Genomic DNA, 15,004 nt, shown 5'->3' with positions numbered 1-15,004 from the left:
ATTCGAGCGTGGTGATCCCCGATCGTCGAACGGTAAAAAGACGCGGAGCTCGCGGCCAGCGGGAGGTCCAGGCCTAGCGGCCGGCCTTCTTGGCGGCGGCCTCGATCCAGGCGCCCATGTTCGCTCGGCCGTTGTCCGAGACCCAGTCGTAGGTCGGATAGAGCGTCGCGAGCGACACCTTCTGACCGTTCTGGGTTATGCTCCAGTTGCTGAAGGGGTTGGCGCCCTTCTTGTCGGTGAGGCCATCCTCGTTTTTGATATTGTGGATGTTGACGCCGAGCATTCCCTTTCCGAGCGTATGGCTCTGGCTGATCTCGTAACCGACGTGCTCGCGCGTCGACGTCTCCGCGCCGATCAGGACGACCGTGACCGACGTGCCTTTCATCTGCTCATCGATCCACTTATGGATCGTGGCCTTGTCCCTTCTCTTGACCTCCTCCCACGCGGCGGCGTCCCAGAAGCCGGAGTCGATCCTGTCCTGGGTCACCCAGCTGTTGCGCACCTGACCCGCGCGCCAGGCGTCCCGCTGATGGTGGAAGCTGAAGAAGGTATGACGCGCCACGCTTAGGCTCCTGTGGTCAGAATGGTGATGAGGTCCAGCACTGCTGGGAGAATGGTTTGTGGGTCGTTCGTGGGCTCGCCGAGCTTCATGAATGCGGCTTTGATCTTGGCAGGAGCGCCCGGATAGAAGCGGTCGAAGTTTTTCGTGACCTCGTCCCAGAGCTCCTTGGCCATCCACCCCGATGCGCCAATCGGCACGAGATGAAGCCCGCGGCTCTTGGCGAGCTCGAACTCGCTACGCATCCCGTCAGCGGTGACGAACTGCCCGTCGACCGTCTTGTTGCCCATGATGAAGATGGCAATCCCCGCCTGCGAGATGAGCTCCTCCCGGTAACGGGAAAAGGTCTTGTTACGTTCGGCCACTTCCGTGATCCCGATCGGGAAAGGCCGCAGCACCAATTGCTCGTCGACGCTGCGATGACGCGTCGAGTAGATCTGCTGGACGGCGCCCGTGACGACAGCGCCGCCGATGCCGAGGCCGAAGCCGCTCGTGATCCGCAGGTCCCTGTCGATGATCGCACGCGCCAGCTTGCTGACGAGGTTTTCCGTTCCGGACTGACCCCAGGCGCCGTAGTCGGCCGCACTGCCCGAAATGAACACGGTACGGCGCCGGTAGCGGTCTTCCAGTGTCTTCAACAGGTTAGTTATCTGACCGAAGTTGTCGACGAAAATCGTCTTGATGTTGAAGCGCATCAAATCCTGCGTGATCAGGTTCTGCCGCGTCAGGTCGTACTCGAAATCCGCTTCATTCTCGCGCTTGGCCTTCGTCCGGCGCTTGGCGATGCAATAATGCTGCCGCTGGTGGGTCGTGAAGGTCGTGCGGATCCGCGACATAATGAGGTCGAGATTGGGGTCGGTGAAACTGAACCCGAGGAACAGGAAAGTCTTCTCGATCAGATCGCCCGACAAGGCCGTGGTGAAGGGGCCATGGGTCTGGTGATACTTCTCATAGTCGTCCCGGCTCAGGATGGCCTGAGAGGGGTGCTCGATGTCGCCATGCATCTTGTAGACGACCGCATCGCGGCCGCGTCGCGTCGTGGCGAGCTGCTCCTTAGTGTATTTGGCGTCGACGCGCTTGCCGCCAGCCTCGAGAGCGGTCTCGATCAGCCGATCGTAGTTCGTCGTCCAGAACGTGTTGATCGGAAGGCGGGCCAGTATCCGGTGATTTTCGGTTGGCTCCATAAGATCGGAAAATTCGTCGATGAGGAGCTGGCTGAGCTTATTGCGATTCGTCGCATTGGCGTTGATGTGGAACTGGGCGAGCCTGACGAGGTCGGTCTCCCGAGCCGTGTCTAGCCCGAGGCTCGTCGCCACCCCTGACAGCAAACCTGGCCAATCGACGTATCCGGCAGCCTTCGACAAGCCGGCGCCGACAAAGACCGCCGCATTGTTTTCGTTCAGTTCCTTGAGGAAACTGGAGAGAAACTCCTCGGTGTCCCGGTCCGGCTTCGGCTCTGTCTTCTTTCCCATGACAACGGTGCCCTGATCGTCTGTTTGAAGCTCCGGCGCCGGTGATCGTGGCCTCGGTCTGTGCTTTCTCGGCGCGCTAGCACAAGGTTAGCCTGTCCGAGAGATAATGCGCCAGCCTAAAGACAGCTTTAGTGCAAATTCACTTTGTCGCTATAACAAACGGGGAAGGATCAGGAGCATCCTATGTGAATGGCGCTGCCCCAAGGTGTGTTCTGATATTGGACGATGATGTTGCGCCACTGCATTGCCTGAACGACTGCGGGGTAAGCGAATCTACGCATGACCGGTGTCAGCATGACCGGACGTTCCCAATCGCAGCGCCAGTCGGCAGGAATGTCCCACATCACGCCATCTGGGACTAACCAAGCACTCCCGTTATTCGATCGATTTCGAGACCGCCTCCCCGTCTCGCTCGCCGTTCGTTCGCGGGAAGGGCTGACTACCAATGTGCGGCGATGGTATGGTGCTGCCGATCAGACGGGAGAGATCGCCATGGTTGTTCCACCGGGGTTTGCCGTCGTCACGCCGTATATCTTCGCGACGGAAGCGGATGCGTATGTCCGATTCCTAGAAACCGCGTTTGAGGCCAAGGAGATCGGGCGAAGCACGGCATCGGACGGCCGTATCGCCAACTGCCAACTCCGCTTCGACACTGCCACGATCATGGTAAGCGAGGCCTCCGAAGCGTTTCCGCCGAGCCGCGCTGCGCTCTATCTTTATGTCGATGATGCCGACGAAGCGGTAGTGCGGGCGGTTTCGGCGGGTGCCGAGAAAATAATGGACGTGGACGACATGCCTTACGGCGACCGACAAGGCGGCGTCCGCGATCCATCGGGCAACATATGGTGGGTGTCGCAGCGGCTCAGCTCAGAACCATACTTCTGAGGTTTCGGTCCTCTCAAGCAACTCCGTTCCGGAACGCGGGATTGGTTGACACCCGTGGACCAATGCTGACAGGTCGGTTGACGGTAGGTGCCGCCGGCCGCTGGCGTCCGCTTGGAGATGGTGAAGGCACCGAGCTTTGATTGTCACCGGATAGCCCGCCCGGCGATGGATCGGCAATGCGGCCCTTGAGCAGTTGCCGTGGGGCGACCAGCTACAGGTGCATGATCCCTTCGGAAACCGCACAGGTTCTGCGGGCGGCGCAAGTAGCGGAGTGGCGGCCGGCGTTCGTCCGCACCGGCCGTTATCGCGGGCGCCCGGCCTTTCCCGATCAACGATCCCAATCGGGACGATCGCGCTTAGCGTATGATTCCGAACATCCTCTAGCCGGCCCCCGGGAAGCGGCCGTCGGTTATGTTACGCGGGGAAACTCATTTTCCGAAGGTCCGCCGTACGATTGTCGATCCACCACTTGGCTTCGACGATCGCGACGAAGCTGGTCAGGGCCGTCGGATTGGCGCGGTGAAGGACCGCCAGCCGCTCTGTACGAATCGTTGCGGCCCAGTTCACCTGTTTCTCGCTGCCGATGAGCGTCGGAAGGTCCACTCCGTCGAGGAGCGCCCGGTCCGCTGCCGCCTTGGCCGCTTTGCCCGCCTTGTAGCAGGGGGTGCATTTGCGGCGCGCGACCTGGCGTGCCTGTCGGTCGCCGTCGGCCGCGAACTCGCTATAGATGGCGTGTCGCTCGATGTGGCCGCAGCTATGGGTGATCTCACGTTGCATCATCGTTCCTTATCGCAATTGACGGAACTAAACAGGCCCTGATGAGTCGGTCCGAGCCTGTTCCACGGCAAGCTGCGGTCAGGCGACCTTGAGGAGTCGCGCCAGCACCGTCTCGGCATCGTTTGCCGGTACGAACAGGCGCGTGCGGTAGGCGATGATCTCGGTGAAACAGCCCAGCGACTTCAGCCAGGGCAGCTGGGCTGCGGGCGCGCCGGCGATCTCGATGCGCTGCGTGCCGTTCACCAGCGCACGCCGGATGGTCATCGCGAACGGGTGGGTCACGTCGACGCTGCGTCCCGACAACACCGAGCGCGCGATCGCGTCTGCGGGCATATCCTCGGACTTGGCGATGCCAAGCTTGGTGTAGAGCTGGACGACATGTTGGTCGAAGACCAGGCGGCCGAGCCACGAGTTACCCGCGGCATCGACGATGCGGTTGACCGCAAGGTGGTCGGACGGCAGCGCCGACCAGATCGGCAGCAGCAGCCCGGTGGCGAGCCGGATCGTCTCGACGTCGAGCTGGCTTGCGGCCTCGGCGACCTCTTCTGCCCATTTCGCCTCGAACGTGGCGCGGTCGACGACGTCCCACGCGCTCTCCAGCAGATCGGCATCGCGCATATATTCGCGCCGGCAGGGCCGTTGCAGCTCAAGGCGCAGGATCGGCTCGCCTTCCTCGTCCATCCATGACCGCGCCCTGGTGCGCAGTGCGACCTTGCCCGAACGGGCGTTGACGACGAAGGCAGCGTCGTCCTGATATTGTGCCAGCCCAAGGATGCGTTCGAGCGAGATGGGGTTCTTGCGGCGGGCGATCTCGATGGTCAGCAGGTGCGAGGTCGCGCCCGAGAGCGGGTCAGTGCGCAGCAGCGCGTCGTCGATGACCCGGGCGGTGTCGGCCGTGATCGTCTCGACGCCGATATCGAGCGTACCGGCCTCGCGTGCCGCGGCGACGCGCGTCTCGACCAGCGCCAGGAACTCCTCGAAGATGGCGTTCTGCAACCCGATCGGCAGCGCCAGCAGGCGGTTGAGCCAGCGTTGGATCGGCGGCAGCTCCTCCTTCATGGTGCCGTCCTTGTCGTGGATCTCGAGGCCGGTGCGTGAGCAGAAGTCGGCGAGGTTCGTGCTCTTGAGCTTGCCGCCATCGAGCAGGTGGAACCACGTCACCAGCGCGTCCTTGGCGTATTCGCTTTCAAGGTTGTCGGCAGGATCGAAGAGGTTCTGCCCGCCGGTCTGGCGCTGGCCGCGGGTGAGCGCGCCGAGGCTGTCGAGCCGCCTGGCGATCGTCGAGGTGAAGCGTAGCTCGCCCTTGCAGTCCGTCGTCACCGGCCGGAACAGCGGGGTCGACGCCTGGTGGGTCCGATGCGTGCGGCCCAGCCCCTGGATCGCGCGATCGGCGCGCCAGCCCGGCTCGAGCAGGAAGTGGACGCGCTGCTGCTGGTTCGCCGCGTCGAAGCTCGCGTGATAGGACCGCCCCGTGCCGCCAGCATCCGAGAAGACGAGGATGCGCTTGGAGCCGGCCATGAACGCGGCTGCTTCGACCTGGCTGGTGCGGGCGGAGCGCGTCTCGATCTTCTGGCGACCGTCGGAGGTCGGCACGAGCCGGCGGGTGCGCCCGGTCACCTCGGCGATCTGCTCCGGGCCGAAATGCTCGATCAGTGCGTCGAGGCCCGACTTGATCGGGGGCAGCGCGCAGAGATGCTCGATCATCCCATCGCGTGCTGCAACCGCATCCGGATTGTGGACCGGATTGCCCTCGGCATCGCTCATCGGCAGCGAACGGGCCGTGCCGGTGTCGTCGGTGTAGGTCTGCATCTGGCGGGTCGGAAAGGCACGGGTGAGATAGTCGATGACATAGTCGGTCGGCGACAGGTCGATTTCGGGGTCAGCGCGCTCGTCGGCCGACATCTGCGCAAGACGCCGGTCGAGGATCGCCTCGGCGGTGGTGACCAGCTGCAGCACGACCGACTGGTCGGCCTTGAGGTGGCTTTCGACCGCGGCGATGACGGTCGGCAGCTTCATGGCAAGCAACACCTGGCCGAAGAAGCGCTGCTTGGTGGACTCAAGGCGGGAGCGGGCAGAGGCTTTGGCACCGCTGTTCAAGGTATCGCCGGTCAGGCCATCGGTGACGCCGGTCATTTCCAGCGCCGCTTCCATGTTCTGATGGATGACCTCCCAAGCCTTGGCATAGGTGTCGTAGATCTCGATCTGCACTGGCGTCAGGCCGTGGCGCAGCACCTCATACTCGACCCCGGCGAAGCTCAGCGCGCGCGAGGTGTACAGCCCCATCGCCTTCAGGTCGCGGGCGACCAGCTCCATCGCGGCGATGCCGCCCTTGCGGATCTCGGCGATGAACGCCTCACGGTCGGCAAACGCGGTCTCCGGACCCCACAGGCCAAGCCGTACCGCATAGGCCAGATTGTTGACGTCGGACGCACCGGTCGCCGACGCATAGAGCACGCGCGCACCGGGCAGGTTGTTCTGGAGCAGCACGCCGCAGATACCCTGCTGCGAGCCTTCGGTCTTGCCCATGGCGCCCTCGCCCCCGGCGACGCCGCCCATCTCGTGCGCTTCGTCCAAAGCGATGACGCCGTCGAAGTCGGGACCTGCCCAGTCGAGGATCTGCTGCAACCGGCTGCTGTCCGAGCGCATCGAACGCAGCGTCGGATAGGTAACGAACAGCACGCCTTCGTCGAGCTTGATCGGCTGATCGATCTTCCAGTTGGAGGCAGGCTGGACGTCGGCCGAGAGACCACCGAGCGCGGTCCAGTCACGGCGCGCATCTTCGAGCAGCAGCTCGTTCTTCGACACCCAGATATGGCGCTTGCGGCCCTGCAGTCGGCTGTCGAGGATGCAGGCGGCGACCTGGCGGCCCTTGCCGGCGCCGGTGCCGTCGCCGAGGAAGAAGCCCTTGCGGTAGCGGCTGCCTTCCGGATCGAAAGCGAGCGCGACACCTTTTTCGGCAGGCTTGAAGGTGCCGGGCAGCATCTGGCTCCAGGCATGGCCGGCGTAGATGACCGTTTCGAGCTGCGAGGAGGACAGCATGCGCTCGGCGACCATGCGCTCGGGCAGCTTGGCGACGTAGCCCGGGATCGGGGCGGGGATCGATCCCATCGCGACCGACTCCACCAACGCGGTCGGGTGCTCGCCGGCGGTGTCGAAGACGATGCGGCTCGGCCGGTACGGCAGATAGACGCCGACCTGCTCGGCGAGCGGTGCGGGCACGGCGAGCGTCTGATAACCGACCGGCAGCACGTCGTTGCGGACGGGCGCATGGGTCGGTCGCGGCGGCGCTGCCTTGCTCGCGCGCGCCGCGCCGAACATCGTCGTGGCGGGCTTGCGCGCAGGTGGTGCTATCGTGGTTTCACCCACCGGCGACAGCCGCTCGGGCACGGTCAGCAGGTCGAGGAAGTCGGCGACCGCGCTGCGCTGAACGGTGACCGGCGTGATCCCGCCCGGGGCCTTGTCGATGACATAAAGCCGCACCGCGATGTCGGTGCCGTGCTTGCGGTAGCAATGCTCGAGGCGGAGCGAGGTCCGCACCGTGCAGCCGGTGAGCACTGCTTCGTAGGCGGCGCGGAGGCGCGCGCTGGGCGCGAACCAGTCGGGCATGACGGCCACGACGCGACCGCCCTTGGCGACGCGCCGGATCGCAGCCTGAAGGTGGCGGAGTCCTGCGAGATCATCGGCGCCGCGGCCGAGGCTGCGCGAAAAGGGTGGGTTCATCACCACCACGCTCGGCCGGGGCAGGCTGGCGTGCAGGCTGACCAGCGCGGCGCCATCATGGCCGGTGACGGTGGCGTTCGGAAAGGTGGCGGCGAGCCGTGCCCGGCGCTTCGGGTCGAGCTCGTTGAGCTGCAGGGCGGCGTGAGGAGGTGCCTGCGCGATCAGGAGACCGTTGCCGGCGCTGGGTTCGAGCACGACGTCTTGCGGACCGATCGCCGCCATGAGCACGGCGATCGCGGCGATGTCGGCCGGCGTCGAGAATTGCTGCAGCTCGATCTGCTCCTCGCTGCGCACCGTCTGCGTCGGCAGGCGATCCATCAGTGCGGAGGCGGACGCGACGTCGGAGAAGCTCGCGAGAGAGTGAGGCTGGCCAGCAAGATGCAGCGCCAGCGCATGTTCGAGGATCTCGAAGCTGTCGCGCTGCGTCCAGCGGCCGTCGGCGTCGGTGCCGCCGAAGGTCGCGACCATCGCGGCGTTGATGTCGCGACGGCTGATTGACGCGCTGCCGGCGAGGAGGTCGACGATCGGCCGCGCCGCATCGGTATCGGTGACGGCCGGGATGTCGAGAAGGTCGCGCATGGAGGGTCTCCCTTGGGTTCCTGCCAATCCGGCAGCTCACCCCTTCCCTCCCCCTCCCCTCTCCCGAGCCTCCAAGACCGCTGCCCAATCCTTGGCGCCCTTGGGGATGTCGGCCCGGATCACGCGGCCTTCGCGGGCATGACGTTCGGTGGTGCGGGCGACGGCGCGTCTCCCGGCCAGGTCGTTGTCGCCCGCGAGGATCAGCGTGGTGACGGTGTCGGGCACGTCGACGAGGTCGAGCCGGCGGGATCCCAGCGTCGCCCAGCAGGGCAGGTCGTGGATCCGTGACCAGGCGCGAGCCGTCTCGAAGCCCTCGGCGAGCCCGATCGTCGTGCCGGACCCGCCACCTTGCCACGCGCCGGTGCCAAGCAGGCCAAGCGTCGCCTTCTCGGTGTAAGCGCCGGTCGCCGGATCCAGGAAGATGCGTTGCAGCGCGACCAGTCGGCGCCCTTCGCGCACCGCGACCAGCAGCGCCGGCAGAAAGACGGTATGCGGGCGAGGTTTTCGCGGACAGCGCGGGTGAAAGCGCACGTCCGCCGGGATCGGTAGCAGGTGGCGCGATGCCAGATAACGCTCGCCGAGGGTCCCTGGCACGGGTCGCGCCTCCGACCACAGCCGTTCGATGTTTGCGGTGCCTGAGCGGGGCGTCTCCGGCGGTGGAGCGAAGCGGTGCCCGAGCGGTATCCGGTCGAGTTCGCGCAGCACGTCGACCGGATCGCAGCCGGAGAAGCACGTCACGAGCAGGCCCTGATCTCCCTGACGCAGCGACAGGCTGGGCGTATTGTCGGGATGCGTCGGGCAACGGCACATGGCGTTGTTGCCATGCCATGTGCCGCCAAGCGCGCCGACCAGATCGACCAGCGCCTGCGAGGGCCTGCGTGCGACCAGTGTCATCGCCCGGACCGTTCCGACGTCTTCTGGACCCGGGCGATGCTATACATCGCACCCTCGCGCTTGAAGTACGTCTGGACGGCGACGTCGTCGTTGATCGGATGCGGATGCAAGTGGTCATTCGCTTGGCGGCGGACATAGGCGACCAATGCCCTGCGGGCTGCGAGTTTGTCAGGATGGAAGTCGAGGATATCCTCGCGTCCGCTCTCGCGGATGAAGAGAAGGAAGCGATCCATGGTGGATACACCTTTCGCTCGGGACGCCTTGCGGCATCTGGTGGAATGAGGAGGGCAGGCCGATCAATTCGACCCTTCCCCCTCCTCCCTCTCCTCTCTGTCGCTGGTGACCTTTGGTGAGCGCACCCGTTTACGGTTGCTCAACCGAGCAGGACTAAAGCTGGACCCGGAACTTGAATCGACCCGAACCGCTTTGTCGAGGGCACTCTTATCGCTTGCGAGGTGTCGATGTCTCAATTCACGCCAGTCGAGATCGCCAACTGGATCGCTATCTATCTCGCGGCGGGCATCTGCTGCGCGATCGCGATGACGTTGACCGTTACAGTGACCCTGCATGGCATGTGGCGCGACCGGGTCTGGGAAAACGTGCGTTCGGTACGCGGAGCCGTGCTGTTCGTGCCGAAGATGTGGTGGCGTTGGCAGAAGCTGTATCTGTTGTCGACGCCTGTTACGCTTGGCATCGTAGGGTCATTCGCCGCGACCATGAGCTGGAGCTGACGCTACAGATCGAGTGCCGCCAGCAGCTTCCCCGTCGCGTCGTCTCCCTCCACCTCGGCCGGATCCATTGTCAGCAGCTGGCCAAGATGGCGCATTCGCGGGTGGGTCACGGCCTTCGCCGCCTCATATTCCTCGGTCGCGAAGCCCATGGCCTCGACGACCACGGTGCGTAGTTCGCCGGTGACCCGTGACCGGGCCTCAATGACGAAATCGGGCCGGCAGGGGCCGTCGGGCGTCATCGTGTCGAACAGCGGCTTGCCGATCGCGAGGTCGATGCCGCGAGGGTGCAGGCGGCGTTGGCAGTCGAGGATGCGGCGCAACGCCCTGCGCTCGAAGTCTGAATCGACTGGCACGAACAGCCGGCCGTTGTAGATGGGCTGGGCGTAGGCGCGCAGCGGCGCATAGCCTCGCGCCTCGGGATACTTGCCGGCGACGACGAGGATCAGGAAGGGACCGCTGATGCGGTTGCCGCGAACTGAGGGCGACTGCACGCGGTTGGCGATCGTCACTGGCTCGCCATCGGGGACATGGATCTCATGGCCCTGGAACGACGGAGCATAGAGCAGGACGAAGCCTTGCGGCGCATGCGCTCGTGGCCAGCGCGGCGCGAGCTTGCGCAGCGTGCCATAGACGACGCCTGCCTGCAGCGGACGGGCGTGGGTCCAGAAAGCGCGGGCCAGCTCGATGCCCGGCGCCATCTCGATCTTTCCGACGGCGCGCCCGATCGCGGCGAAGCCTTCGCGGATCGACCACTCCTCTCCGTAATTGAGCGGCGCGACGGTGTTGACGCCGGCACTGTCCATCAACCGCCAGAGCAGCCGGGCAAGGCGCGGGGTCGAGGCGTGGCGGGTGCGGTCGTCGTTGCTGTCCTCCTCCGGGCGCTGCGCCAGGCGCTCCGGTGCTGGACGCAACACCTCGAAGAAGCCCGAGGGCGGATCCGCCGGCGTGGTCGGCGACCGCGCCTCGGTGATCCGGTTGGTCACCTGGTCGCGGAAGAATGGGCAGTCAGGGCGGTGCTCGGGTCGCTTGGTGCTCGTCAATCGGCGGAGATAGTAGGTGTCGGCCTCCGACAGGAACGCCGGGGTCAGGATCGGCGGCAGCGCATCGCGGCCGAGACAGCCGCATGCGATCCAGCGGTGCCCGATACGCGCGTTCTGGACCAGCGTGATCCCGGCCTTCTCGTCCTGTCGCGAGCCCTCTCCGACGTACCAGCGGACCAGCGCCTCGCGTAAGGGGGCGGGTAGTGGAATGCGGTCGCCGCTATGTCCGTCGGTCTCTCGGTGGATCAGCCACATGCTTCAGAACCCCTCGAACAGGCCCTTTCCAAGTGGTTTTGGCCGTTCCCGGATGGGTTGACAACATGAAGTTATCTGATCTCCACTTCTCGAAAGCAGCAAATCGGTGGTCCGAATGCGCGTCTCGATAATGGTCATAATCGTTCTTTGTGCAGCCGGATCGCTGCCGTCGGTGGCGTCTGCGAAGCTCAGGCAGGTCACGCGCCAGATTGAACTGATCTCGATGCACCCTGCCGTGCTGAGCGAAGCACCCGACCTTTCCTCATCCTCCGCAATACCGGCGCCAACCTCTCCTCCGCTCTCCAACGCTTTCCGCGTCCATGATCTGAGCCGCCGCTACGTGGAATATCGGATGAAGGGCGAATTGGCGGCCGCAGCGCGATCTGAGGACAGCGGGATAGCGGACACCGGTGGCGCTCGCGCCGTCATCCCGATCGCGGCCACGTCGTCGATCGCGGTCCCGGGCTGGATGCGCGGCGGCTACGCATCCCCCCCTGCGGTCAGCTACACACCCGGATGTGCGCCGCTCGCCTATCGTCCGGCCGGCTTCCTTGGACATACAGCGGAAGCTCGACGTGCGGCCTACTACGGAATGATGAGCGCCATCGCGTGCGAACATGGCATCCCGACCGGGCTGTTCGACGCGATGATAATCCGCGAGAGCGGCTACAATCCGGTCGCGATCTCCTCCGCGAGTGCGTTCGGTCTGGCGCAGCTCATGCCGGCGACGGCCGCCTCGCTGGGCGTCGATCGCTACGACCCTGTGCAGAACATGCGCGGTGGCGCCCGCTATCTGCGCCAGCAGCTCGACAAGTTCGGACAGGTCCATCTCGCACTGGCGGCGTACAACGCCGGACCCGGCCGGGTCCGTGCGGGCATGATGCCACGGATCGCGGAAACGCAGGCTTACGTCACGAACATCCTGGCGAATTGGACGCGTCTTGGCAGGCTGGGCGCGCCGCAAGCCGATCCCTTCAGACAGACGGTCCGGGTCGGCCGACAGGTAGAACTCGCCGCCTTTTGACGGTGTCGTCATCCCTGTTTCGCTTTTCGCAGCAGGCCGGGAAGCATCGCACCGATCGGTATAGTGCCTGTATCCGCGAGACATTTCATCGCCTGGGAGCGATTGGCGTCACGCAGGCCATGGAGGGTCGGACCAAGCTTCAGCGTGCCTGAAGTGGCCTTTCTCGACATGCCGCGCAGATAGGCGCCGGGACGATGCACGTCGCCGCGCCGGTACTTCTGCAGAGTGACGATAACCGAGGCAGCGGCACCGCGCTGACCCATGACACGCACTGCCTCGTGGAAGGCGTGGCCGCTTATGCCGGCCTGGTGAGAGAGACGTTCGGCGACGGAGACGACCTCACCCCAACTGCAATCCTCATCGGACAGACGCAAAGTCGGATGAAGTTCGTAGGCTAGTTCGCTGATGAACCCGAGACCGACGCCATGCGCGGCCATCTCCTCCTCAACCGTGGCTATCGGCTGAGCGACGTCCTCAGCGCCACTACGCCTTACTGCCAAGCCCCTACAGGTAACTGCTTTAGCAGTGTGAAGCTGGTTTGTAGTTGTAGAGTGAGTGAAGTCAGGTTCATGCCAGCATGAAGTTTCAGGACCTTCCCGAGATCGATCGAGAGCCGCAAAGCCATCGTTCAGGGTCGCTTCCAGCGCGGATGCGCAGGCTTCCTGCTGCTGCACGCAAGCCGTATAGAGCGCGATATCCCGGTTGTTTCGCATCTGGTTGGTCGCCATCAAGACGACATCCATGGCGCTCCAGGCCTCGCGCTCGCCGAAGCCATTGTCCATGGCCGCCTGGGTTAGCATTCGGAGCTTCCGGCGGACGGCCTCCAAACGTCGTTTCAGCCGCTTGAGGTGCCCGTCCTCCTCGGCGCCGATGTGCGCGTGGTCGCTAAACTCCTGATAGCGCGTGCCCATCGGGGCGAGGATGATGCCGTATGCCCAGATGATATCACCCTGGGCGTTACGGCAGCCGCCTCTCTTGCCGTTGGGGCTATCCCGGAAGCTTAGTAGTCCAAGAGCCTCCGCCTGCCTGAGCAGGTTCTGAACCTGCCTGACGCTAACCTCCAGTTCGCGCGCGAGCGCCTCGTTGGAGGGCCACACCGTCGGGATTCGCCCGCCCCGCCAGTCGGCGTCGCGCGAGTATTTGAAGAGCGTGTCCATAAGCGCCACGATCCTTGGTGGGATGCCCATGTACGGTCGGGCACGCTTCAACGCACCGAGCGCCATGCTCCTGGTGACGCCGGCATCGAGCCCGCGGAAAGCCTCCGTGAGCGTGTTCGCGGCGGCGGCCTCCCTGCCGTGCTTTCTCAGACCGCGACCGGGCATGCGCTGCGCCGCTACGCCAGCTCCTCGACGAGCATTCTCGCCCGACGTCGTCCAGATATGCGTGTCCACTTTCCGACCTCCCCGATGGAGGCTGGACCAGGCAAAGCGATGCTGTGGCGCGAAACGCGCATCCTTGATTCCGGGATCGGGAGCGGCTATGTCGGGTCTTGCGAGAGACCGTTGGCGTTTGGCGACGCTGACATTGCCGATCGAGAGTCGATCACTGATTTGGGGATGCCCGGCCTTCGTGCCGGGCTTCTCTTTATTCGGTCACAGCCAAGGTACTCCTGTTACTCCAGCCGACCACGTTGACGGCCTGAAAGTATACGCCGCCGCAAGCTTAGGCGGTCGATCGACACCTGATGCCCTACGAGCCCATGATGCCAAAGTGCTGAGACTCGTGGGATCACCGGGAAAACCCCCTCAAGGTTCGTGCTTTGACGCGGAAAACGCGAGAGTGCCCGACCATGTCTCGTGCTTTGACGCGGAAAACCCCGGTATCAATCCACTCTTGCTTTGACACGGGAACCATGAATCTATGATCGCATCGATTGGATAGCAGGAGACATATCGTAACCTCAGCAGCGGGCGCTAAGGTAAGGATCCACCCTCAATAGCCGGGCGTAGTGATGCCTTGGTGGATAGATGAACGATTGTCTTGATACGTGGTCGCCCACCTTGAGATGATACTTGCTTTTGGTCAGTAAGGTGCAATTGGTACTCCGGTAGCGGCTGCTTTTCTGCAAATTCGCGAAGTTGCTTTTTGAAGTACTCAAGACCTCGTCGATCGCTGGCACACCCTACCCGATTCGCCAATCCTTCAAGCTCCACCTCGAAGCCAACACCATCGATACAATTAAACTTTGCAAGCTCATATAGTCTGCGTTCGATAGGGCCCAGCCTAAAGAAGTCATGGTGATATGCTGCTATTCGGCGATCCACTAGGATCGCACGATACAGCCAGTCACAAACCATAACCTCAATCCGCTTAATCCGACGAGCACCGTCCGGCGTCTTCACATATTTTATGTCTGCTTTGAGAAGCCAGGAGAACGCGCTGTCTGATCCTTCACCACCTGTCTCAATATTGGTGATTATTTGCGTGCCCTGTAGCCGTGCCAACGATGCCTTGAGCGAAGCATAGGATCGAGCAGATGAGTTTGTGCTGGTTACGCGAAAAAGATCGTTGGCAGTAAAGCTAACCACACGATCTACACGTTCCCCCTTCTCCATTCGCTCAACCATCAGACTGGCAATGTAGAGAAGGATCTCTTTGTCATAGATAGTGGCTACGCCAGTTGAACTAGGATTGATCTCAATACGCGCGCCTGCACTCTCGAAAATCATTGACGTCATGTTCATCCGCTTTGACAGAGCGAAGAACGGAAACTCGGCGACGGTCCGCTCCCCCTGCAGGTCTGCAAAAAGCGGGCTGTCCAGCTGAAAGAGGTCAGGTTGCTTCAACAGCATCGTCACTTCGGCCTCGATAAATTAAAGCGCGCGTCTATGACGTCCCATAAACCCAGAAAGCACCTCACAGCGAGCTGAATGACAGTTTTCCGTGTCAAAGCACGAGCTTTTCATACGTCTGATGGATGCCTGCGCGTCAGCGAGATGAATGGGCGTGCATCCTCGTGCTTTCACACGGAAAACTGCGTCGTGGCACCCGTGGCCCCTTGGCCTATAATAACCACAACGAGTGCTTTCGTTATGTGACGCTTTGGCAATCCATAATCCTAGCGCTAT

The 15,004-nt window shown here is 63.5% G+C and carries 12 protein-coding genes; 3 read left to right on the top strand and 9 right to left on the bottom strand.

The features are described 5' to 3' along the window. Positions 1 to 73: 73 nt before the first annotated feature. Positions 74 to 562: a TIR domain-containing protein gene (locus FOY91_RS02610; RefSeq protein WP_145147832.1), complete on the bottom strand. Its 489-nt coding sequence runs from the start codon at positions 560 to 562 to the stop codon at positions 74 to 76. A gap of 2 nt (positions 563 to 564) precedes the next feature. After that, entirely contained in the window at positions 565 to 2,031 is a 1,467-nt protein-coding gene (locus tag FOY91_RS02605) for an SIR2 family protein (RefSeq protein ID WP_145147830.1), read from the bottom strand. Between the two features lie 279 nt (positions 2,032 to 2,310). Between FOY91_RS02605 and FOY91_RS22215 the strand changes: the two genes are divergently transcribed. Next, positions 2,311 to 2,916, top strand: a complete 606-nt coding sequence (locus FOY91_RS22215) for a VOC family protein (RefSeq protein WP_238995194.1) — start codon at positions 2,311 to 2,313, stop codon at positions 2,914 to 2,916. A 414-nt stretch (positions 2,917 to 3,330) separates the two neighbouring features. Here FOY91_RS22215 and FOY91_RS02595 read toward each other — a convergent pair whose 3' ends face one another. The 4 genes from FOY91_RS02595 to FOY91_RS02580 form a co-directional block, all read right to left on the bottom strand. Continuing rightward, positions 3,331 to 3,693, bottom strand: coding sequence for a hypothetical protein (locus tag FOY91_RS02595; RefSeq protein ID WP_162527104.1), 363 nt, complete (start codon positions 3,691 to 3,693; stop codon positions 3,331 to 3,333). 78 nt (positions 3,694 to 3,771) lie between these two features. Continuing rightward, a complete protein-coding gene (locus FOY91_RS02590; protein WP_145147827.1) occupies positions 3,772 to 7,992 on the bottom strand; it encodes a strawberry notch family protein in 4,221 nt (1,406 codons plus the stop codon). A gap of 36 nt (positions 7,993 to 8,028) precedes the next feature. After that, entirely contained in the window at positions 8,029 to 8,886 is an 858-nt protein-coding gene (locus tag FOY91_RS02585; protein ID WP_145147825.1) for a DUF7146 domain-containing protein, read from the bottom strand. Further along, on the bottom strand, positions 8,883 to 9,119 hold the full coding sequence (locus FOY91_RS02580; protein WP_145147823.1) for a hypothetical protein: 237 nt from the start codon (positions 9,117 to 9,119) through the stop codon (positions 8,883 to 8,885). The genes FOY91_RS02585 and FOY91_RS02580 overlap by 4 nt, the downstream gene beginning before the upstream one ends. 228 nt (positions 9,120 to 9,347) lie before the next feature. Between FOY91_RS02580 and FOY91_RS02575 the strand changes: the two genes are divergently transcribed. After that, positions 9,348 to 9,617: a hypothetical protein gene (locus FOY91_RS02575; RefSeq protein WP_145147821.1), complete on the top strand. Its 270-nt coding sequence runs from the start codon at positions 9,348 to 9,350 to the stop codon at positions 9,615 to 9,617. A 2-nt stretch (positions 9,618 to 9,619) separates the two neighbouring features. On the opposite strand, the gene FOY91_RS02570 is transcribed toward FOY91_RS02575, so the two are convergent. Beyond that, positions 9,620 to 10,912 (bottom strand): hypothetical protein, encoded by a 1,293-nt coding sequence (locus tag FOY91_RS02570; protein WP_145147819.1) that lies wholly within the window; start codon positions 10,910 to 10,912, stop codon positions 9,620 to 9,622. A 172-nt stretch (positions 10,913 to 11,084) separates the two neighbouring features. Here FOY91_RS02570 and FOY91_RS22550 point away from each other — a divergent pair, with 172 nt between their 5' ends. Continuing rightward, a complete protein-coding gene (locus tag FOY91_RS22550; RefSeq protein WP_275265916.1) occupies positions 11,085 to 11,936 on the top strand; it encodes a lytic transglycosylase domain-containing protein in 852 nt (283 codons plus the stop codon). 8 nt (positions 11,937 to 11,944) lie between these two features. Here FOY91_RS22550 and repC read toward each other — a convergent pair whose 3' ends face one another. Beyond that, positions 11,945 to 13,327: a plasmid replication protein RepC gene (gene repC, locus FOY91_RS02560; protein ID WP_238995193.1), complete on the bottom strand. Its 1,383-nt coding sequence runs from the start codon at positions 13,325 to 13,327 to the stop codon at positions 11,945 to 11,947. A gap of 522 nt (positions 13,328 to 13,849) precedes the next feature. Next, a complete protein-coding gene (locus FOY91_RS02555; protein ID WP_145147899.1) occupies positions 13,850 to 14,728 on the bottom strand; it encodes a replication initiator protein A in 879 nt (292 codons plus the stop codon). Positions 14,729 to 15,004: the final 276 nt, after the last annotated feature.

It is taken from the genome of Alterirhizorhabdus solaris, from assembly GCF_007785815.1.
GTDB lineage: Bacteria > Pseudomonadota > Alphaproteobacteria > Sphingomonadales > Sphingomonadaceae > Alterirhizorhabdus > Alterirhizorhabdus solaris.
The sequence above is the reverse complement of the archived record's forward strand: the minus strand, read 5'-3'. Positions and strand labels throughout refer to the sequence as shown.